This is a genomic window from Serratia sp. HRI (assembly GCF_010119335.3).
GTDB classification, from domain to species: domain Bacteria; phylum Pseudomonadota; class Gammaproteobacteria; order Enterobacterales; family Enterobacteriaceae; genus Serratia; species Serratia nevei.
Map to the genome: position 1 here is coordinate 3,593,028 of NZ_CP083690.1, position 21,050 is coordinate 3,614,077.

Consider the following 21,050-nt stretch of genomic DNA (forward strand, 5'->3'; position numbering starts at 1 on the left):
TTCAGAACGGCGCAGCGTGACGAGCGGCGATCCGCGCTCCACTGACGGGGTGCACAAAGTCCAGCTCGCTGGCGTGCAGCATCAGCCGCGGCGTCTTTTCGGTACCCGGCAGCAGGCGCCCGCCATACAGATCGCAACCTAAAATAGGGTGGCCCAACTGCCGGCTGTGAATACGCAGCTGGTGGGTGCGCCCGGTCTCTGGGGTGAGCTGCACCCGCGTCAGCGGCAGCGAGATCCCGTCCTCCGCTTCACGATAAAAACGCTCGACGACCCGATAGCGGGAGCGGGCGGGCTTGCCGTGGAGGGCGCAAATTGACATCAGCGGGAACAGCGCCGGATCTTTGGCGATCGCCGCGTCTATGACCCCTTCGTTATCCGCCAGATGGCCGCAAAGCAACGCGCTGTACACTTTGCTGACGGTGCGTTCGCTGAACTGCCGGCAGAGCGCGGCGTTGGCGGCTTTGTTGCGGGCCACCACCATCAACCCGGACGTGCCGAAATCCAGGCGGTGCACCAGCGCGCAGCCGGGGAAGATCTGTACCAGACGGTGGTGTACCGAGTCGAGATTCTGCGGATTCTTGCCCGACAGGCTGAGCAGCCCGGCCGGCTTATTGATCAGCACCAGATGGTCGTCCTGATAGAGGATCTCTATCTGGTCATGGCATGGCGGGGCGATAAAGGTATCGGTAATCGTAGACATCGGGCGGCCGGCTGGAAGGTGGGTGCGGATGATAGCGAATTTTTCACCGAGGGGCGAATTTGACGGCGTTCATAGCGTGGATCCTCCCTCACTGATTTGAGTATTAGTCCCGCTGATGCTGGATTAGAAACATCAATTTCACCTAATGATCGCTTCCTCGTATGATGCGCGTGTTGACCGACACGCGCCCTCGTCCGGCGCCTTCTATCATTCGAGGAATCCCCATGTTAGCCGTCTTCCTGCAGGGTTTTGCCCTGAGCGCCGCCATGATCCTGCCGTTGGGCCCGCAGAACGTATTCGTGATGAATCAGGGCATTCGCCGCCAGTACCATTTGATGATTGCTTCGCTGTGCGCCTTGAGCGATATCGTGCTGATCTGCGCCGGAATTTTCGGCGGCAGCGCCTTGCTGACCCGCTCACCGCTGCTACTGGCGCTGGTCACCTGGGGCGGGGTGGCGTTTCTGCTGTGGTACGGGTGGGGCGCGTTCCGTTCCGCCTTCAGCCCGCAACCGGCGCAGGCCGCGGCGCAGGAGCTGGCGCAGAGCCGCTGGCGCATCGTGGTCACCATGCTGGCGGTCACCTGGCTGAACCCGCACGTTTATCTGGATACCTTTGTGGTGCTCGGCAGTTTGGGCGGGCAGCTGACGGCGGACGTGCGCTCCTGGTTCGCGCTCGGGGCGGTCAGCGCGTCGGCGGTGTGGTTCTTCGGGCTGGCGCTGCTGGCCTCCTGGCTGGCACCGTGGCTGAACACGCAGCGGGCGCAGCGCATCATCAACGCGCTGGTCGGGCTGGTGATGTGGGGCATCGCGCTGCAGCTGGCCTGGCAGGGGGCAAATTTATAAGAATTTGTCACTAATCCGAATTCAAAACGCCGCGCGATATGCTACGTTTGATGCCAGGAATCCGGCGGTTCTCACAGGGAAAAGCCGGCGATCAGAGACAGCCTGTCATTAAGGAGACACTGTGAAGCTAAAAGCATTGGCTATGGCCGCAATGGTCGGATTAGGGACGTTACCGATGGCGCTGCAGGCGGCTGAAGTGCCTGAAGGGCCGCACGTCGTCACCTCCGGCACCGCCAGCGTGGACGCCACGCCGGATATCGCCACCCTGGCGATCGAAGTGAGCGTTTCCTCCAAAGACGCCGCCCAGGCGAAGAAGCAGGTGGACGAGCGCGTGGCGCAGTACTTTGATTTCCTGCAGAAAAACAACATCGAGAAGAAAGACATCAGCGCCGCCAACCTGCGCACCCAGCCGGAATATGACTACCTGAAAACCGGCGAGTCGGTGCTGAAGGGCTACCGGGCGGTGCGCCAGGTGCAGGTGACCCTGCGTCAGTTGGACAAGCTGAACGAGCTGCTGGACGGCGCGCTGAAATCTGGCCTGAACGAGATCCGCGCTGTGGAGCTGGGTGTCGCCAAACCGGATGTGTATCGCGAGCAGGCGCGGCAAAAAGCGATCGAGAACGCGACTCAGCAGGCCGAATCCCTGGCCAAAGGCTTCCACGCCAAGCTGGGGCCGGTGTACAGCATTCGCTACCGGGTTGCCAACTACCAGCCGATGCCGGTGGCGCGGATGTATAAGGCGGCCGGTGCGGCGGCGGAAAGCGACGCGGCGCAAACCTATGAACAGCAAAGCATTCACTTCGACGATCAGGTGGATGTGGTGTTCGAGCTGCAGCGCAACGCCGCGCAGTAAGGTGTTCGTATTGAAGAAAAGGTTCGCTGCGGCGAACCTTTTTTCGTTTTAATCCTGACGCAGCACCTGGTGGCCGTGTTCCAGCAGCGCGTCGGTCACTTTGCGCATCATGCGGCTTTCCGGCGCGAAGCGGTGCCAGTACAGCATGCGGCGCTGGTACAGCCCCGGCGTCAGATCGATCAGTTCACCGGATGCCAGCTCCTTTTCGATCTGCAGGTGAGGGATCATACAGCAGGTGGTGCCCTGGCGTGCCAGCTGCACGAAGGCTTCCGACGAGTTCACGATGTGGCAGGGCACGCTGCCCGGCGACAGATCGAAGTTCTGCTGCAGGAACGCCTGGTGCATGTCGTCGAGATGATCGAAGGCCACCGCCGGCGCTTTCAGCAGCGCGGAGCGGGTGACGCCGCTCGGGAAGTAGCGCTCGGCGAAGCCGCTGGAGGCCACGAACAGATAGTCCAGTGCCCCCAGCCGATCCACCAGGCAGCTCGGCAGCGGCTGCGGCTGAATACTCACCGCGCCCACCACCTCACCGCGGCGCAGCCGCTCCTGGGTGCGGGTTTCATCTTCCACCTGCAGATTCAGGCGAATGGGGGAGTCCGCCAGCACCGGTTTCAGCGCCGGCAGCAGCCAGGTTGCCAGACTGTCGGCGTTGACCGCCAGCGACAGCAGCAGCGGCGTATCGACGCCGGTGTCGTTGCCCAGCCACTCTTCTTCCAGCAACTCCACCTGATGCAGCAGCGCCAGCAGCTTTTGCCCTTGTTCGGTCGGGCGCGGCGGCACGGTACGAACCAGCAACGGTTGGCCGAACAGGTTTTCCAGCTGTTTGATGCGTTGGGATACCGCCGATTGCGTGATACAGAGTTTTTGAGCGGCGCGCTCGAAGCCGCGCTCACGGATCACCGCGTCCAGCGCTTGCAGCGTACGATAGTCTGGGCGTTTCATCGGAAAGATATACCTTAAATTAGAATGATACCGGCACTATGCCACATTTTGCGCACGGCGCAGGTGGAAAATCACGCCCCCACCTCGCCGCCAAGCGGGTAAAAATGCGGGCTGCGGTAAATAAGTGTGATCCTGCCGGCGTGAAAAACAGCGTTTTACCCTATAATACGCACACGTTTTCGTACAGAGGCAAGGGACATAATTATGACGCAGGATGAACTGAAAAAAGCGGTGGGCTGGGCGGCGCTGGAATACGTGACGCCGGGCACCATCGTCGGGGTCGGCACCGGCTCTACCGCCGCCCACTTTATTGACGCGCTGGGCTCCATCAAGCACCAGATCGAAGGCGCGGTGTCCAGCTCCGACGCCTCCACCGCCAAGCTGAAAAGCCTCGGCATCCACGTGTTCGACAGCAACGAAGTGGACTCGCTCGATATCTACGTGGACGGCGCGGACGAAATCAACGGCCATATGCAGATGATCAAGGGCGGCGGCGCTGCGCTGACGCGCGAGAAGATCATCGCCGCCATCGCCAAGAAATTCATCTGCATCGTCGACGCCAGCAAGCAGGTGGACGTGCTGGGCAAGTTCCCGCTGCCGGTGGAAGTGATCCCGATGGCCCGCTCTTACGTGGCGCGCGAGCTGGTGAAACTCGGTGGCCTGCCGGAGTATCGTCAGAACGTGGTGACCGACAACGGCAACGTGATCCTCGATGTGCATAACCTGAGTATCACCGACGCCATCGCGCTGGAGAACAAGATCAACGGCATCGCCGGCGTGGTGACCGTGGGGCTGTTCGCCAACCGCGGCGCGGACGTGGCGCTGGTCGGCACCCCGGAAGGCGTGAAAGTGGTCAAATAAGCCTCCGCCGTCTGTGGCCCGGTAGCGCCGGGCCGCATAATTCTTCGGTTAAAATATCTTTTCTGAAAAACGGCAAATTTGGTGACTTATGTCACATTGTGAAACCTGACTCCCCAAAGCTTCTGCCGAAAACTTTCCCTATGGCATTTTCTGCCGTAAACCGCCATCAACGCTGCGCCTTGTCCTGCCGGGCAGGCAATCGTTTGTATTGCCGCCCGCGTTATTTTTGTTATGTTGGATGGGAGCTGTGTCGTCACAGCCGCTTCTGAAGTCTGAACATAGGGTCGGGTAAATGGCAAAAGTATCATTGGAGAAAGACAGGATTAAATTCCTGTTGGTGGAAGGGGTTCATCAGAGCACGGTCGATAATTTACGTGCCGCCGGTTATACCAACATCGAATACCACAAGGGTGCGTTAGACACCGAATCGCTGAAGGCATCCATCCGCGATGCGCATTTCGTCGGCATCCGATCGCGTACGCACCTGACCGAAGAGGTGTTCGCCGCCGCAGAAAAACTGGTGGCGGTGGGCTGCTTCTGCATCGGCACCAACCAGGTTGATCTGAAAGCGGCGACCAAACGCGGTATTCCGGTCTTCAACGCCCCCTTCTCCAATACCCGATCCGTGGCCGAAATGGTGCTGGGCGAGCTGCTGTTGATGCTGCGCGGCATTCCGGCCGCCAACGCCAAGGCGCACCGCGGCGTGTGGCACAAATTGGCCGTGGGCTCCTATGAGGCGCGCGGTAAAAAGCTGGGCATCATCGGCTACGGCCACATTGGCACCCAGCTGGGCATTCTGGCCGAAGGGCTGGGCATGAAGGTGTTCTTCTACGATATCGAGAACAAGCTGCCGCTGGGCAACGCGCAGCAGGTGCGCCATCTGTCCGATCTGCTCAATATGAGCGACGTGGTGACGCTGCACGTGCCGGAAACGCCGGCCACCAAGAACATGATGGGGGCGGAAGAGCTGGCGCTGATGAAGCCAGGTGCCATTCTGATCAACGCCTCGCGCGGCACCGTGGTGGATATTCCCGCGCTGTGCGATACGCTGGCCAGCAATCACCTGGCGGGCGCGGCGATCGACGTCTTCCCGGAAGAGCCGGCAACCAACAGCGATCCGTTCAACTCGCCGCTGTGTGAGTTCGACAACGTGCTGCTGACGCCGCACATCGGCGGCTCCACTCAGGAAGCGCAGGAGAACATCGGCGATGAAGTGGCCGGCAAGCTGGCGAAATATTCCGACAACGGCTCGACCCTGTCCGCCGTCAACTTCCCGGAAGTGTCGCTGCCGGCGCATGGCCCGAATGCCAGCCGCCTGCTGCACATCCACGAAAACCGCCCGGGCGTGCTGACGCAGATTAACCAGATCTTCGCTGAAGAGGGGGTTAACATCGCCGCGCAGTATCTGCAAACCGGCCCGGAAATCGGCTACGTGGTGATCGACATCGAAGCGGAAACCGCGCGCGCCGATGCCGCGCTGCAGCGTATGAAGGCCATCGACGGCACCATTCGCGCCCGTCTGCTGTTCTGATTAGGCGGCATGCCGCAACGAAAAAGGCCGGAGCGATCCGGCCTTTTGCTATTTAGGTTCGTGCCAGGCCCAGTTGCAGAGCGGGGTGAGGATTTCCGGCAGCGGGATATCCCAGTGCTCGGTCGGCAGGTGCTCCACCTGCTGGCAATCATGGGCCAGCCCGATGGGATAGGGGCCGCCGCTGCGCCAGTTTTGCAGGGTGCGATCGTAAAAACCGCCCCCCATACCCAGACGCTGCCCGGTATGATCGAATGCCACCAGCGGCGTCAGCACGACGTCCAGCTCGCCCAGCGGCAACACCTGGCGCACATCGAGGCGCGGTTCGAGAATATTGAAGCGATTGCGCACCAGCGGCGTTTCCGGCGCATAGCGCAGGAACAGCAGGTGGCCCGGGCTGAACGGGTGCAGCACCGGCAGGTAAACCCGTTTTCCGAGCGTCCACAGCTGCTCGATCAGCGGCCCGGTGTCGAGTTCACCGTCAAACGACAGGAATACCGCGATGCTGTGCGCCGCCTTAATGTGCGCATGCGCGACGACGCGCTCGGCTATTTTTTCTGCGGCAAAGCGTTGCTGGCTCAGCGTAAGCTCGCGCCGACGTTGGCGAATGAGTTGACGAATGGCTTGGCGCTGCTGCGCGAATTGGGGTTGAAAAGGCATCGTATCAGGCTTGCTCAGTGTGGCGTTCGGCACACATAAACCGCTGAAAAGGGGAATCTCCGAGATGCCGTCGCAGGCTGTAACCCTTGAACCCATGGTTCAAGGTGAACGTGCCGTCGCAATCTTAAGGCTTCTCGGCGCACCGAGCGTGCTCACCGATCGCGGAGCAACACATTCTGTTTGTACTAAATATCGGCTCAGGGGACTGGCCCGCTGGCGAACATCTCAGAGAAATTTTGTACTCGTTGCCGAAACTTTGATTTCAACAACTTAAGTTATTCGAATTGTGCATCCTGACGTTCAGAGATGCGACCTTGTTCAAGCAATGCTTGTTCAATGGTCTGCTGCAGCATCCGTATGCGTTGTTCCATATTGGACGCATAGTCACGGGTTTTCAACCGTTCTTGAGCAAGTTCGTGACAGACGTTCAATGCCGCGATGAAAACCAGTTGCTCAGTATTGGAGACTCTAGTGCGAACTTTAAGATCTTGCAACCGTTGGTTAAGATCGTCCGCCGCCATATTCAACGCATCTTGTTGTTCTGGCGGGCAATTGACTCTTAACGAGCGGCCAAAAATTTGAATATCTACCGGTTGTGCAGACATGCCACCTTCCTGCCTAAATTTCGCGCCAGCCTTGTCCGCCCTGGCCGGGCCGTCAAAGCGGGCGCCACTATATATACCTCGGTACCAAGATACAACCCCTTTTTCAGTACCTGGTTGTAATCTACTGTGGCGCACATTGCCAGTCAAAAAAGGGTTTCAAAATGCGTATTTACCGCACTTTTGCCACCCGACGGCGCCGTGTGAAACCTGCCACATCGCGATTATAACTAGCCACTGAGGTGTCGCGCTTATCTGGTATAGCGACGGACCTTGGTGGTAGCATAACACGAACTTATCCTGCCAACGATGACGAATGCGCATGTCTATACAGAATACATTTCCAAGTTACCAATCTTTGACCGTGGCCCTCAACCAGCAGTCGGTGGCGCTGACCGCGGCAGAAATGCATGGCCTGATCAGCGGCCTGTTGTGCGGCGGCAGCCGTGATGCCGGCTGGCAGGCGCTGGTGCACGATCTGACCAACGAAGGCGTCGCCTTCCCGCAGGCGCTCAGCCAACCGCTGCAACAGCTGTATGAAGTGACGCGCGAAACGCTCGAAGACGACGAATTCCTGTTCCAACTGATGCTGCCGGAAGGGGAGATCGTCAGCGTGTTCGATCGCGCCGATGCGCTGGCCGGTTGGGTCAACCACTTCCTGCTCGGGCTGGGGATGATGCAGCCGAAGCTGGCCCAGGTGAAAGACGAAGTCGGGGAAGCGATCGACGATCTGCGCAACATCGCGCAGCTGGGCTACGACGAAGACGAAGATCAGGAAGAATTGGAGCAGTCGCTGGAAGAAGTGGCGGAGTATGTGCGGGTCGCCGCCATCATGTGCCACGGCGAATTCACCCGTCACAAGCCAACGGCGCCGGAAAACATCAAACCGACGTTGCACTAAACGTTCTATCGCCCCTCCGCCGGCGGTGCGGATGGCATGATTTCAGGAGAAGGTAATGACTCAGCAGGAATTCAACAACCGCCGTCAGGCGCTGTTGGCGAAAATGGCGCCGGCCAGCGCGGCGGTTATTTTCTCTGCGCCGGAAACGACGCGCAGTGCAGATTCAGACTATCCCTATCGGCAGAACAGCGACTTTTGGTACCTGACCGGCTTCAATGAACCGGAAGCGGTGCTGGTGCTGATCAAAAGCGATGAAACGCACAATCACAGCGTGCTGTTCAACCGGGTGCGCGATCTGACGGCGGAAATCTGGTTTGGCCGCCGCCTGGGGCAAGACGCCGCGCCGGCGAAGCTGGGCGTGGATCGCGCGCTGCCGTTCAATGAAATCAATGACCAGCTGCACCTGCTGCTCAACGGCCTGGACGTGGTCTACCACGCGCAGGGCGAATACGCGTATGCCGATCAGATCCTGTTCGGCGCGTTGGACAAGCTGCGCAAGGGGTTCCGCCAGAATCTGCAGGCGCCGGCCACCGTGACCGACTGGCGGCCGTGGCTGCACGACATGCGCCTGTTCAAATCGCCGGAAGAGCTGGCTGTGATGCGCCGCGCCGGTGAGATCAGCGCGTTGGCGCATACCCGCGCGATGGAAAAATGCCGCCCTGGCATGTTCGAATACCAGCTGGAAGCGGAAATTCACCATGAATTCACCCGCCTCGGCGCCCGCTACCCGTCTTACAACACCATCGTCGGCAGCGGCGAAAACGGCTGCATCTTGCACTACACCGAGAACGAGAGTCAGATGCGCGACGGCGATTTGGTGCTGATCGACGCCGGCTGCGAGTATCAGGGGTACGCCGGCGATATTACCCGCACCTTCCCGGTTAACGGCAAGTTCAGCAAGCCGCAGCGCGCGGTGTACGACATTGTGCTGGCGTCGCTGCTGCGCGCTTTGGCATTGTTCAAACCCGGCACCAGCATCCGTGAAGTCAACGACGAAGTGGTGCGCATCATGGTGGTCGGGCTGGTGGAACTGGGCGTCTTGAAAGGTGAAGTCGACCAGCTGCTCGCCGAACAGGCGCACCGGCAGTTCTTCATGCACGGGCTGAGCCACTGGCTGGGTCTCGACGTGCACGACGTCGGCCACTACGGCACGCCGAGCCGCGATCGGCTGCTGGAGCCGGGCATGGTGCTGACCGTGGAACCGGGGCTGTATATTGCGCCGGATGCGGACGTGCCGGCGGAATACCGCGGCATCGGCATCCGCATCGAGGACGACATCGTGATCACCGCCGACGGCAACGAAAACCTGACCGCCGCCGTGGTGAAAGACGCCGATGCCATCGAGGCTTTGATGGCGGCGGCAAGGTAACGGAATGAGCGTAATTATCGTTGGTGGCGGTATGGCGGGCGCGACGCTTGCGCTGGCTATCTCGTCGCTTACTCAGGGAAGAATGGCCGTAGATCTGGTCGAGGCGACTCGGCCGGATGACCGCAGCCACCCAGGCTTTGACGCCCGCGCCATCGCATTGGCGCAGGGCACCTGTCAACAGCTGGCGCGCATCGGCGTTTGGCCGGCGCTGCGCGACTGCGCCACGCCGATCACTCAGGTGCACGTCAGCGATCGCGGCCACGCCGGTTTCGTGAATCTGCAGGCGCAGGATTATCAGGTCGATGCGCTTGGCCAGGTGATCGAACTGCACGACGCCGGGCAGCGGCTGTTCGCGCTGCTGGCGAAGGCGCCGGGCGTTACGCTGCATTGCCCCGCGCGGGTGGTGGACGTGATTCGCACCGCAGAGCGGGCAGAGGTGCTGCTGGACAACGGTCAGCGCCTGTGCGGGCAGCTGCTGGTGGCGGCCGACGGTTCACGTTCGGCGCTGGCGCAGGCCTGCAACGTGCAGTGGCGGCAAGAGGAGTATCCGCAGTTCGCCACCATCGCCAATGTCACCACGGCGGAAGATCCGCAGGGGCGCGCCTTCGAGCGTTTTACCCGCTACGGGCCGCTGGCGCTGCTGCCGATGTCGCAGGGGCGCAGTTCGCTGGTGTGGTGCCATGCGCGCGAAGATCGCGCCCGGGTGGATGCTTGGGACGACGAGCGTTTTATCGCCGAGCTGCAACAGGCCTTCGGCTGGCGGCTGGGGCGTATCCTCAAGGCCGGTAAACGGCACAGTTATCCGCTCAGCCTGCTGACCGCCGATCGCCATGTCAGCCATCGTCTGGCGCTGGTGGGCAACGCGGCGCAGACGCTGCACCCGATCGCCGGGCAGGGGTTCAACCTCGGCCTGCGCGACGTGATGTCGCTGGCGGAAACGCTGGCGGAAGCGGTAGACAGCGGCGAAGACGCCGGCGGTTATGCGCTGCTGAGTCGCTATCAGCAGCGGCGGCAAAACGATCAGCAGGCGACGATCGGCGTGACCGACGGATTGATCCGCCTGTTCGCCAACCGTTATGCCCCGCTGGTGGTCGGCCGCAATCTGGGGCTGATGGCGATGGAGCGTTTGCCGGCGGTGCGCGACGCCTTCGCCAAGCGCACGCTGGGCTGGGTAGAACGTTAGACACAGAATCGGGCGCCCTGTGGCGCGCCCAAAACGCGGCGCGGCAAGGCGTCGCGCGTCATTTAAGGAAATCGAGCAGCATGCAATCATTTGACGTGATTATCGCCGGTGGCGGTATGGTGGGGCTGGCGTTGGCCTGCGGCCTGCAGGGCAGCGGGCTGCGCGTGGCGGTGCTGGAGCAGCGTCAGCCGGACATGGTGCCGCCGTCGGAGCAGCCTGCGCTGCGCGTCTCCGCCATCAATGCCGCCAGCGAGCGTTTGCTGCAGCACATCGGCGTGTGGGACGACATTCTCCAGCTGCGCGCCAGCGCTTACAACGCGATGGAAGTGTGGGAGCGCGACAGCTTTGGCAAAATCGCCTTCCGCGGCGACGAGTGCGGCTTCAGCCATCTCGGGCACATCATCGAAAACGCGGTGATCCAGCAGGCACTGTGGAAACGCGCCGAAAGCCTGTCGGACATCACGCTGATTACCCCGGCCGCGCTCAAGCAGGTGGCGTGGGGCGAGAACGATGCCTTTGTCACGCTGGAGGACGGGCGCATGCTGACCGCCCGTCTGGTGATCGGCGCCGACGGCGCCCAGTCGTGGCTGCGCCAGCATGCCGATATCCCGCTCACTTTCTGGGATTACCGCCACCATGCGCTGGTTGCCACCATTCGCACCGAAGAACCGCATCAGGCGACGGCGCGGCAAATTTTCCACGGCGACGGCATTCTGGCGTTCCTGCCGTTCAGCGATCCGCATTTGAGTTCCATCGTCTGGTCGGTGACGCCGGAAGACGCCGAGCGGCTCAAACAGCTTGAGCCGGAGCAGTTCAACCGCGAGCTGGCGATGGCCTTCGATATGCGTCTGGGCGCCTGCAGCCTGGAAAGCGAGCGGTTGACGTTCCCGCTGACCGGCCGCTATGCGCGCAGCTTCGCCGCGCACCGCCTGGCGCTGGTGGGCGATGCGGCGCATACCGTGCATCCGCTGGCCGGGCAGGGCGTGAACCTGGGCTTTATGGACGCCGCCGAGCTGATTGCCGAACTGCGCCGCCTGCAGCGGCAGGGCAAGGATATCGGCCAGCACCTCTATCTGCGCCGCTATGAGCGCCGCCGCAAACATGGCGCGGCGGTGATGCTGGCCAGCATGCAGGGTTTCCGCGAACTGTTCGACGGCAACCACCCGGCCAAAAAGCTGCTGCGCGACGTGGGGCTGCGGCTGGCGGACAGCCTGCCGGGCGTCAAGCCAAAGCTGGTGCGTCAGGCAATGGGCCTGAACGATCTGCCCGAGTGGCTTGCCTGACACCTGCCTTCTGCGAGCCCCCAGCGGGCTCGCGCTTCTCGCCTTATGCCATCGTCTTTCCTTATATAACCCTTCATTTGAAATAATCTAATTTCAGCCGCTTTTTATCATTACTTTTTCTAATTCCATGTTCGGTTATCAAAAGTCGGAATCTCATGTGCGGCCGTCGGTTTGTTATATAACTTCGGAGTTTTGCCGCTTTAATTGTTAATTTTGTGCCTTAAAGCGCATTTTTCCAGTGAAAAACTCTGCACACTAGCCCGGCATTTTACCGCCCTGGAACGGCGATGAGCCTATTTTAACTTATGGTTAATGTGGTCGTTCGGTGATAAGTTCGAGGGAAAGGTATCGTTTGCGTCACGGCGGTTGCACGCAGTTTCCGCCCGTCCCGGCGCAGCATTTGTGTTGAGCAGTCAGTGCGCCATGGCGATCGGGCCGCGAGCCAGGCTCCGCCGCATTGCGTGGCAGCACCCTAACTTCTAGCGACGAGTGGAAAGAGGGAAAAGATGGCAAAGCAAACCCCACTGTACGACCAGCACGTGGCGTGCGGTGCGCGCATGGTAGACTTTCACGGCTGGATGATGCCGCTGCACTACGGCTCGCAGCTCGATGAGCACCACGCGGTGCGTCAGGATGCCGGCATGTTCGACGTGTCTCATATGACCATCGTGGATCTGCACGGCGCCCGCACCCGCGAGTTCCTGCGCTACCTGCTGGCGAACGACGTCGCCAAACTGACCCAACCCGGCAAGGCGCTGTACACCGGCATGCTGAATGCCTCCGGCGGCGTGATCGACGACCTGATCGTTTATTTCCTCACTGAAGACTATTTCCGCCTGGTGGTGAACTCCGCCACGCGCGACAAAGACCTGGCCTGGATTGAAGAGCACGCCGCGCCGTATGGCGTTGCGCTGACGGTGCGCGACGATCTGGCTCTGATCGCGGTACAGGGCCCGCAGGCCAAAGAGCGTGCCGGCACGCTGTTCACCCCGGAACAAAAAAGTGCGGTCGAAGGCATGAAGCCGTTCTTCGGCGTGCAGGCCGGCGAGCTGTTCATCGCCACCACCGGTTATACCGGCGAGGCCGGCTATGAGATCGCGCTGCCGAAAGAGCAGGCGGCGGATTTCTGGCAAAAATTGCTGGCCGCGGGCGTCAAGCCGGCCGGTCTGGGCGCGCGCGACACACTGCGTCTGGAAGCGGGCATGAACCTCTACGGGCAAGAGATGGACGAAGGCGTTTCGCCGCTGGCCGCCAACATGGGCTGGACCATCGCCTGGCAGCCGGAAGATCGCCGTTTCATCGGCCGCGAAGCGCTGGAACAACAGCGCGAGCAGGGCACCGAGCAACTGGTCGGCTTGATCATGACGGAAAAAGGCGTATTACGTAATGAGCTGCCGGTGCGTTTCACCGACGCGGCGGGGCAAACTCACGAAGGCGTGATCACCAGCGGTTCGTTCTCTCCGACGCTGGGCTTCAGCATCGCGCTGGCGCGCGTGCCGGCAGGTATCGGCGAGCAGGCCATCGTGCAGATCCGCAACCGTGAAATGCCGGTCAAAGTGACCAAGCCCGGTTTCGTTCGCGCCGGCAAGCCGCTGACAAATTGATTTTTATTGATTCTTCCCTAGGGATTTCGCGCTGCGGCTAGGCGGCAAGTGCGCGAGTCTTCGGGAGCTTACTGCGGTAAGTGACCGAGGTGAACGTACGCAGCCAACAACGCTGCAGTGTGAAAGATGACGGGAAATTATTTCTTCGAAGGAGTAATCGGCTATGAGCAATGTGCCAACAGAATTGAAATACGCATCCTCCCACGAGTGGGTTCGTTCAGAAGGTAACGGCGTTTACACCGTAGGCATCACCGAACACGCGCAGGGACTGCTGGGCGATATGGTGTTTGTCGATCTGCCGGAAGTGGGCCGCAACGTCGCCGCCGGTGAAGATTGCGCCGTGGCGGAGTCCGTCAAGGCGGCGTCGGACATTTACGCGCCGATCAGCGGCGAAATCGTGGCGGTGAACGGCGAGCTGGAAAGCTCTCCGGAGCTGGTGAACAGCGAGCCCTACGGTGACGGCTTCCTGTTCCAGATTAAAGCCGCCGACGAAGGCGAGCTGGCGAACCTGCTGGACGCCGCGGCTTATCAGGCCTCGATCGACGAGTAATCGTGACCACGCCCCAGGCCTGTTGGCCGGGGCGTTTTAGTTACCGCTCAAGCTATATCCCGTATCACGCAAGCATTCAGGAATTTGTAGCAATGACTCAGACACTCAGCCAACTCGAACACAGCGAAGCGTTCATTGAACGCCACATCGGCTCTTCTGCGGAACAACGCCAGGAGTTGCTGGCAGCGGTGGGCGCTCGCTCGCTCAGCGCGCTGATCCAACAGATCGTGCCGGCGGACATTCAGCTGCCGGGGCCGCCGCCGGTCGGCGACGCGGCGACCGAACACCAGGCGCTGGCTGAGCTGAAGGCGATCGCCTCGCAAAATCAGCGCTACAAATCCTATATCGGCATGGGCTACAGCGCCGTGCTGACGCCGCCGGTGATCCTGCGCAACATGCTGGAAAATCCGGGTTGGTACACCGCTTATACCCCTTATCAGCCGGAAGTGTCGCAGGGCCGCCTGGAAGCGCTGCTGAACTTCCAGACCGTGACCCTCGATCTGACCGGCCTGGATCTGGCTTCCGCTTCGCTGCTGGATGAAGCCACCGCCGCCGCCGAAGCGATGGCCTTGGCCAAACGCGCCAGCAAGCTGAAAGACGCCAATCGCTTCTTCGTGGCTGACGACGTGCATCCGCAGACGCTGGACGTGGTGCGGACCCGCGCCGAAACCTTCGGCTTCGACGTCATCGTCGATAAAGCGGAAAAAGTGCTGGAGCTGGACGGCGTGTTCGGCGTGCTGCTGCAACAGGTGGGCACCACCGGCGAGCTGCACGACTACAGCGCGTTGCTGGCCGAATTGAAATCGCGCAAAATCATCACCAGCGTGGCCGCCGACATCATGGCCCTGGTGCTGCTGACCGCGCCGGGCAAGCAGGGTGCCGACGTGGTGTTCGGCTCCGCGCAGCGCTTCGGTGTGCCGATGGGCTACGGCGGCCCGCACGCCGCCTTCTTCGCCTGCCGCGACGAGTTCAAGCGCTCGATGCCGGGCCGCATCATCGGCGTTTCCCGCGATGCCGCCGGCAACACCGCGCTGCGCATGGCGATGCAGACCCGCGAGCAGCATATCCGCCGCGAGAAGGCCAACTCGAATATCTGTACCTCGCAGGTGCTGCTGGCCAACATCGCCAGCCTGTACGCGGTGTACCACGGCCCGCAGGGGCTGCAGCGCATCGCCGGGCGTATCCATCGCCTGACCGACATTCTGGCCGCCGGGCTGCAGAAGGCCGGCCTGACGCTGCGTCACAACACCTGGTTCGACACCCTGACCGTTGAAGTGAAAGACAAGGCGGCGGTGCTGGAACGCGCGCTGAGCTTCGGCATCAACCTGCGCACCGATATCCACGGCGCCGTGGGCATCACGCTGGATGAAGCCACCTCGCGTGAAGACGTGCAAACGCTGTTTGCACTGCTGGCCGGCGACAACCACGGTCTGGACATCGACGCGCTGGACGCGGCGGTGAGCAAGAACAGTCAATCGATCCCGGCCGCCATGCTGCGCCAGGATCCGATCCTGACCCATCCGGTATTCAATCGCTATCACAGCGAAACCGAGATGATGCGCTACATGCATCGCTTGGAGCGTAAGGATCTGGCGCTGAACCAGGCGATGATCCCGCTGGGCTCTTGCACCATGAAATTGAACGCCGCAGCGGAGATGATCCCGATCACCTGGCCTGAATTCTCCGAGCTGCACCCATTCTGCCCGCCGGAGCAGGCTGCCGGCTACCAGCAGATGATCGGCCAACTGTCTCAGTGGCTGGTACAGCTGACCGGTTATGACGCGGTGTGCATGCAGCCGAACTCCGGCGCGCAGGGCGAATACGCCGGCCTGCTGGCGATCCGTCGCTACCACGAAAGCCGTAACGAAGCGGGCCGCCACGTCTGCCTGATCCCGAGCTCGGCACACGGCACCAACCCGGCCTCTGCCCAAATGGCGGGCATGAGCGTGGTGGTGGTCGCCTGCGACAAGAACGGCAACATCGATCTGCACGATCTGCGCGTCAAGGCAGAGCAGGCGGGCGAAGAACTCTCTTGCATCATGGTGACCTACCCGTCGACCCACGGCGTGTATGAAGAAACCATTCGCGAAGTGTGCCAGATCGTGCATCAGTTCGGCGGTCAGGTGTATCTGGACGGCGCCAACATGAACGCCCAGGTGGGCATCACCACGCCAGGTTACATCGGCGCGGACGTTTCGCACCTCAACCTGCATAAAACCTTCTGCATCCCGCACGGCGGCGGCGGCCCGGGCATGGGCCCGATCGGCGTGAAAGCGCACCTGGCGCCGTTCGTGCCGGGCCACAGCGTCGTGCAGATCGACGGCGTAACCACCCAGCAGGGCGCGGTTTCCGCGGCGCCGTTCGGCAGCGCCTCCATCCTGCCTATCAGCTGGATGTACATCCGCATGATGGGCGCGGAAGGCCTGAAGCAGGCCAGCCAGATGGCGATCCTGAACGCCAACTACATCGCTACCCGCCTGAAAGGCGCATACCCGATTCTGTATACCGGCCGCGATCACCGCGTGGCGCACGAATGTATCCTCGATATTCGTCCGCTGAAGGAAGAGACCGGCATCAGCGAAATGGACATCGCCAAGCGCCTGATCGACTTCGGCTTCCACGCGCCGACCATGTCGTTCCCGGTGGCGGGCACGCTGATGGTCGAGCCGACCGAGTCGGAAAGCAAGGTGGAACTGGATCGCTTTATCGATGCGATGCTGGCGATCCGCAGTGAGATCGACCGCGTCGCCAAAGGCGAATGGCCGTTGGAAGACAACCCGCTGGTGAATGCGCCGCACGTGCAGGCGGAGCTGGTCAGCGACTGGCAGCACCCGTACAGCCGCGAGCTGGCGGTGTTCCCGGTGGCCGGCGTGCGCGAGAACAAGTACTGGCCGAGCGTTAAGCGTCTGGACGACGTGTACGGCGACCGTAACCTGTTCTGCTCTTGCGTGCCGATGAGCGATTACGAATAACACGTTCGGCAAAGTTTGTGTTCGGGGGACACCGCATCATGCGGTGTCCCTTTTTATTTTATTGCGGCCTATTCTTTCCTGTACGTTCCCACGATTTGAGGAGTCACCATGCAAGCGGCAATCGTAACAGCGCTGGGGCAAGCCCCGGTTTTCGGCACCTTTGAGGAGCCCTTGGCGCAGGCGAATGAAGTGCCGATCGAGGTTCTGGCGGCCGGCATCAAACAGCTGGATCGCGCTACCGTCGCCGGTACCCATTACTCCAGCCCCAAGCAGCTGCCGATCGTGCCCGGCACCGACGGCGTGGGCCGGACGGCCGACGGGCAACGGGTCTATTTCGCCTCCTTCCGCCGTCCTTACGGCGCGATGGCTGAGCGCAGCGTCGCGTCATGGACGGTGCCGGTGCCGGAGGCGGTAGACGACGCCACGGCGGCGGCGCTGATCAACCCGGCCTTCGCCGCCTGGCTGCCGCTGCGCTGGCGAGCGGATCTGCAGCCCGGTGAAACGGTGCTGATCATCGGCGCTACCGGCACCTCGGGCAAACTGGCGGTTGCGGCGGCGCGTCAGGCGGGAGCCGGGCGCATCGTTGCCGCCGGCCGTCGGCTGAGCGTACTGGAGGCGTTGGGCGTGGATGCCACGGTGGATCTGAGCCTGCAGGGCGAGGCGCTGACGCAGGCCTTCGCGTCGGCGGCGGGGCCGGGCGGTTATCAGGTGATCGTCGATTATATCTGGGGCCCGGCGACCGAAGCGCTGCTCGCGACGCTCAATAATCACGATCTCTCGTCTTACGCCGGCGGGCGCGGTATTCGCCTGGTCAACGTCGGCTCGATGGCCGCGGCGGATATTCGGTTGCCGGCGGCGGTATTGCGCAGCAATCAGCTGCAGATCCTCGGCAGCGGCACCGGCAACTTCCCGCCGATTCCGGAGATGCAGCGCTACGCGACCGACATTCTGGCGCTGGCGGCGACGGGTGCGCTCACTATCGAGACGCAGGAGCATGCGTTGGCGGAGATAGCCGAAGTGTGGGATCTGAACAAGAAAAGCGACGTGCGTTCGGTGATACGCATCGCCCGTTAGGCCCTTGTCTTTAACGGCAAGGGCAGACCAGGTGAATATCCTCCGGCTCGCGGGCGAACAGCTCGGCATCCGGGCGCTCGATGAGCCGGCAGCCCTGCGCCAGATAGAAGTCTACGGTGCTTTTGTTGGGGATGGAGGAGACGTATAGCCCAGCAGCGCCTTCTTGTGCCGCCTGACGCAGGCAGAGTTGAAACAGTTGCTTGCCCAGCCCCTGGCCGCGTTTGCGCGCGCTGACGTAAAAGAACAGCAGCTGGCGCAGATCCCGCTGCGGGCCGCGCGGCTCTGTGTCCAGCGCCGCTGCCGCGACGATCTCCTTGCCTTCGAACCGCGCGAAGAACGCGCCGCCGCGATCGAAGCAGGCTTCGTGGATCGGCGTATAGGTTTCCCGGTCGTGCGGATCCCAACCGCGCACGTCGTAGTAATCCGGGTAGGCTTGCAGCTTGCCGTCCTGCAGGCGATACAGGGTGTCGATGATTTCACTGCGGTCGATATCCCATAGGCGGTCGAGTTGCTGCCGTTGCAGCAGAACAGGGGCGCTCATGATCGTTGTTCACTCTCCGTCTGTGGCCGGTAACTTTCCGGCAAATCGATAATAAAACCGATGCCGCGATCGTCGAGGCCTTCGGTAACGCGCAGCTGCGCGCCGATTTTGTCGGCCAGGTTCCGGGCGATGGCCAAACCCAGCCCGCTGCCGGTCTGCTGCGTGCCGGGCACGCGGTAAAAGCGTTCAAACAGGCGCGGAAGGTGCTCTTCGCTCACTCCGGGGCCGTTGTCGCGCAACGTAATATAGCAGCCGAGCGGCGCCAGCGAACGGACATTGGCTTCGATGCGGCTGCCGGGCGGCGCATACTTGAGCGCGTTGTCCAGCAGGTTGGTGAAGATGGCGATCAGCGCTTGGCGATCGGTGTTTATCACCACGTCCTCGCTGCCGTCGAGCGAGAGTTCCACATCCTTTTCCAACGCATAGGGGACGTGCTGCGCGATGCATTTGCCAATGTCGGCGTAGATGTCCACCGCCTCGATTTTCAGCGGAAAATCCTCCGCCTCCAGCTTGGCCAGGTTGATCAGCTGGCGCGACAGCGACGCCGCGCGATCCAGCCCCTGCTGCATGTCGCCGATGATTTCCCGGCGCTCCTGCTGCTCGCTGACCTGGGTCAGCAGATGCAGCTGCGCCAGCACAGCGGCGATCGGCGTACGCAGTTCGTGCGCCGCATCGGCCATAAAGCGTTTTTCGCGCTGGTTGGCGGCGTCGATGCGCGCCATCAGCTTGTTGACCTCCACCACCACCGGCCGGATTTCCTGATACTGCTCGCTGACGTTGATCGGCGACAGGTTACCCGGCTGGCGATCTGAGATGGTGCGGGCGATCTGGCGCAGCGGCCGCAGGCTGAAGTAGGCGGTAAACAGCAAGGTGATGATGATCGCCGCCAGAATGCCCAGCAGCGGCACGGCGGTGCTTTCCGCCGGGTTGCCGAACAGCGTGGAACGATCGGCGAAGGATTCGCCGACAATCACCCGATACTGCCGCTTTTCGCTCCAGCTGCCGGCAAGATGCCAGTTGGCGCCGGCGTACTTAACGGAACCGGACAGCACCGAAGGCGGCAGGCGCAGCGGTTCTCCCTGCGTTTGCGAACTGTAAAGCACCCGGTTGTCCCGGTCGTAAACCACGAACAGCGGGCGGTAATCGATTTGATCCTGCATGCCGTTATTGATGGAATCAATGTACATGCCTTCAATGGTTTTGATGATGCCGCGGTAATCGATATTGTCGGTGCCGGTTTCATCGAGAATATTGGCGATACCCACGGCGACGATGCGTTGCTGGTTATCGAAGTATTTTTCCATGTCGGGGTAATACCAATATTTCACCCAGGCGACGAGGAGCCCCCACAATCATAAAATGGCCAGGACCTGGAAAATAATGGTGCGCATAAAGAAGGACTTGAAACCGATCATCCTGCTACTCTTTCTTCAGCAAATAACCAATGCCGCGTACGGTAATAATTCTTTCTTTACCGATCTTGCGCCGTAAATTATGCATGTGCGCTTCCAGCGAGTTGCTTTCCACGCTGTCGCCGTGGCCGAACAGCCGCTGTTCCAACACCGCTTTGCGCACCACGGTGCCGGCACAGCGCATCAGCTCGTGCAGCAGGTGATACTCTTTTTTCGACAGCATCAGCAGTTCGTTATCCAGCGTCACCTGATGGTTGACCGGGTCGAGATACAGCGTGCCGAGGCTCCAGGTTTGCGAAGCGAAGCCCGCCATGCGCCGGTTGACCGCCTTGACGCGCGAGATGAGCTCGGGCAGCGCAAAGGGTTTGGCCAGAAAGTCGTCCGCGCCGGAATCCAGGCTGTTCACCAGGCTTTCGATGCGGTCGCGGGCGGTCAGGATGATGATGGGGATATTTTGCCCGGCGGCGCGCCAGGCGATCAGCTTTTGCAAACCGTCGCCGTCCGGCAGCGTAAGATCCAACAGCATCAGGTCGAACCCGCCGGGTGAAAGTTTATTTTCTGCGTCCGAGAGCAGGCGCACCCAGCACAAATTAAAGCCGGTGAGCTCCAATGCGCGGCATAGCGCCTTGCCTAATTGCAGGTCGTCTTCCACCAACAGTATGTTCACGTTTGTTCCGTTGAGATCCTCAAGTCGCGATTATCTAACTATAACCCTGCCGGGAAGACAACGGGGAAAATCGCTTTGCCTGCGCGTTCTTAAGCAAACCTTAATCTGGCTTTAATCTCGCGTTAAGGGAACGCGGGGGAATTTCAGTTATTTTGCTGCCATTCGATATCACAACAGAAGGAGCGAAACATGCAGACTGACGGTTCCCCGCTCGCGAGCACCTCGCGGCGGCTGATATATTCAGGCGTGGCGGCCGTGCTCGTTCTGTTGATGCTGTCTTTTCGCGGCGACGCCCAGAGCCATGGCCATAGCGGCCTGCATGCTGCCGGCTTGCAACGGGTGCATCAGGTGACGACGCCGGACGCCTACGGCTGCGTCAAAGCGCGCATTAAAAAGCAGCTGCGCCGCCTGGCTCAGCTTTAAAGCGTTTTTTAGAGCGCGTCTCTATACTCTGACGGGCAAATGGGGCGCCTGTGCGCAGGCCGCTGTGTTGATATCGCCAACCA

The 21,050-nt window shown here is 61.3% G+C and carries 20 protein-coding genes and 1 other RNA gene; 13 read left to right on the forward strand and 8 right to left on the reverse strand.

All coding sequences use genetic code 11. The features are described from left to right. Position 1 precedes the first annotated feature (1 nt). Positions 2 to 700 (reverse strand): RluA family pseudouridine synthase, encoded by a 699-nt coding sequence (locus tag GF111_RS17185; RefSeq protein WP_038871145.1) that lies wholly within the window; start codon positions 698 to 700, stop codon positions 2 to 4. 224 nt (positions 701 to 924) lie between these two features. Here GF111_RS17185 and argO point away from each other — a divergent pair, with 224 nt between their 5' ends. Both argO and GF111_RS17195 read left to right on the forward strand, forming a co-directional pair. After that, complete coding sequence (argO, locus tag GF111_RS17190; RefSeq protein ID WP_004931603.1) at positions 925 to 1,542, forward strand: arginine exporter ArgO; 618 nt, start codon at positions 925 to 927, stop codon at positions 1,540 to 1,542. 121 nt (positions 1,543 to 1,663) lie between these two features. Continuing rightward, on the forward strand, positions 1,664 to 2,395 hold the full coding sequence (locus GF111_RS17195; protein WP_025160209.1) for an oxidative stress defense protein: 732 nt from the start codon (positions 1,664 to 1,666) through the stop codon (positions 2,393 to 2,395). A 48-nt stretch (positions 2,396 to 2,443) separates the two neighbouring features. On the opposite strand, the gene GF111_RS17200 is transcribed toward GF111_RS17195, so the two are convergent. Beyond that, positions 2,444 to 3,337 (reverse strand): LysR family transcriptional regulator ArgP, encoded by an 894-nt coding sequence (locus GF111_RS17200; RefSeq protein WP_038871151.1) that lies wholly within the window; start codon positions 3,335 to 3,337, stop codon positions 2,444 to 2,446. 204 nt (positions 3,338 to 3,541) lie between these two features. On the opposite strand from GF111_RS17200, the gene rpiA reads away from it, so the two are divergent. Next, positions 3,542 to 4,198: a ribose-5-phosphate isomerase RpiA gene (gene rpiA / locus GF111_RS17205; protein ID WP_025304157.1), complete on the forward strand. Its 657-nt coding sequence runs from the start codon at positions 3,542 to 3,544 to the stop codon at positions 4,196 to 4,198. 292 nt (positions 4,199 to 4,490) lie between these two features. Further along, the gene (serA, locus tag GF111_RS17210; RefSeq protein WP_038871155.1) at positions 4,491 to 5,729 is read left to right on the forward strand and encodes a phosphoglycerate dehydrogenase; all 1,239 of its coding nucleotides are present in this window, start codon (positions 4,491 to 4,493) and stop codon (positions 5,727 to 5,729) included. A gap of 48 nt (positions 5,730 to 5,777) precedes the next feature. On the opposite strand, the gene GF111_RS17215 is transcribed toward serA, so the two are convergent. The 3 genes from GF111_RS17215 to zapA form a co-directional block, all read right to left on the reverse strand. Continuing rightward, a complete protein-coding gene (locus GF111_RS17215) occupies positions 5,778 to 6,386 on the reverse strand; it encodes a 5-formyltetrahydrofolate cyclo-ligase (RefSeq protein ID WP_147190572.1) in 609 nt (202 codons plus the stop codon). Between the two features lie 52 nt (positions 6,387 to 6,438). After that, positions 6,439 to 6,621: non-coding RNA, 6S RNA (gene ssrS / locus GF111_RS17220), on the reverse strand. Between the two features lie 40 nt (positions 6,622 to 6,661). Beyond that, a complete protein-coding gene (gene zapA, locus GF111_RS17225) occupies positions 6,662 to 6,991 on the reverse strand; it encodes a cell division protein ZapA (protein WP_004931621.1) in 330 nt (109 codons plus the stop codon). A 319-nt stretch (positions 6,992 to 7,310) separates the two neighbouring features. Here zapA and GF111_RS17230 point away from each other — a divergent pair, with 319 nt between their 5' ends. The 8 genes from GF111_RS17230 to GF111_RS17265 all read left to right on the forward strand — a co-directional run bounded on the left by GF111_RS17230 (position 7,311) and on the right by GF111_RS17265 (position 17,924). Next, the gene (locus GF111_RS17230) at positions 7,311 to 7,889 is read left to right on the forward strand and encodes a YecA family protein (protein ID WP_038871164.1); all 579 of its coding nucleotides are present in this window, start codon (positions 7,311 to 7,313) and stop codon (positions 7,887 to 7,889) included. Positions 7,890 to 7,944: 55 nt separating this feature from the next. Continuing rightward, the gene (pepP, locus tag GF111_RS17235) at positions 7,945 to 9,258 is read left to right on the forward strand and encodes a Xaa-Pro aminopeptidase (protein ID WP_047729898.1); all 1,314 of its coding nucleotides are present in this window, start codon (positions 7,945 to 7,947) and stop codon (positions 9,256 to 9,258) included. Between the two features lie 4 nt (positions 9,259 to 9,262). Beyond that, entirely contained in the window at positions 9,263 to 10,441 is a 1,179-nt protein-coding gene (gene ubiH / locus GF111_RS17240) for a 2-octaprenyl-6-methoxyphenyl hydroxylase (protein ID WP_038871170.1), read from the forward strand. 80 nt (positions 10,442 to 10,521) lie between these two features. Continuing rightward, positions 10,522 to 11,724 (forward strand): FAD-dependent 2-octaprenylphenol hydroxylase, encoded by a 1,203-nt coding sequence (gene ubiI / locus GF111_RS17245; RefSeq protein ID WP_048234641.1) that lies wholly within the window; start codon positions 10,522 to 10,524, stop codon positions 11,722 to 11,724. Between the two features lie 506 nt (positions 11,725 to 12,230). Next, positions 12,231 to 13,328, forward strand: coding sequence for a glycine cleavage system aminomethyltransferase GcvT (gene gcvT, locus GF111_RS17250; protein WP_004931631.1), 1,098 nt, complete (start codon positions 12,231 to 12,233; stop codon positions 13,326 to 13,328). A 163-nt stretch (positions 13,329 to 13,491) separates the two neighbouring features. Continuing rightward, a complete protein-coding gene (gene gcvH / locus GF111_RS17255) occupies positions 13,492 to 13,878 on the forward strand; it encodes a glycine cleavage system protein GcvH (protein WP_038871176.1) in 387 nt (128 codons plus the stop codon). 92 nt (positions 13,879 to 13,970) lie between these two features. Continuing rightward, entirely contained in the window at positions 13,971 to 16,850 is a 2,880-nt protein-coding gene (gene gcvP, locus GF111_RS17260) for an aminomethyl-transferring glycine dehydrogenase (RefSeq protein WP_047729901.1), read from the forward strand. Positions 16,851 to 16,958: 108 nt separating this feature from the next. After that, the gene (locus tag GF111_RS17265) at positions 16,959 to 17,924 is read left to right on the forward strand and encodes a zinc-binding alcohol dehydrogenase family protein (RefSeq protein ID WP_147190272.1); all 966 of its coding nucleotides are present in this window, start codon (positions 16,959 to 16,961) and stop codon (positions 17,922 to 17,924) included. Positions 17,925 to 17,934: 10 nt separating this feature from the next. Here the strand turns inward: GF111_RS17265 and GF111_RS17270 are convergent, their stop codons facing one another. From GF111_RS17270 to GF111_RS17280, 3 genes are all read right to left on the reverse strand, one after another. Then, positions 17,935 to 18,465: a GNAT family N-acetyltransferase gene (locus tag GF111_RS17270; RefSeq protein WP_147190270.1), complete on the reverse strand. Its 531-nt coding sequence runs from the start codon at positions 18,463 to 18,465 to the stop codon at positions 17,935 to 17,937. Beyond that, a complete protein-coding gene (locus GF111_RS17275; RefSeq protein WP_224217739.1) occupies positions 18,462 to 19,817 on the reverse strand; it encodes an ATP-binding protein in 1,356 nt (451 codons plus the stop codon). Before GF111_RS17275 ends, GF111_RS17270 begins: the two co-directional genes overlap by 4 nt. 67 nt (positions 19,818 to 19,884) lie before the next feature. Beyond that, on the reverse strand, positions 19,885 to 20,544 hold the full coding sequence (locus GF111_RS17280) for a response regulator (protein WP_147190268.1): 660 nt from the start codon (positions 20,542 to 20,544) through the stop codon (positions 19,885 to 19,887). A 189-nt stretch (positions 20,545 to 20,733) separates the two neighbouring features. On the opposite strand from GF111_RS17280, the gene GF111_RS17285 reads away from it, so the two are divergent. After that, on the forward strand, positions 20,734 to 20,967 hold the full coding sequence (locus tag GF111_RS17285; protein WP_147190266.1) for a hypothetical protein: 234 nt from the start codon (positions 20,734 to 20,736) through the stop codon (positions 20,965 to 20,967). Positions 20,968 to 21,050 lie beyond the last annotated feature (83 nt).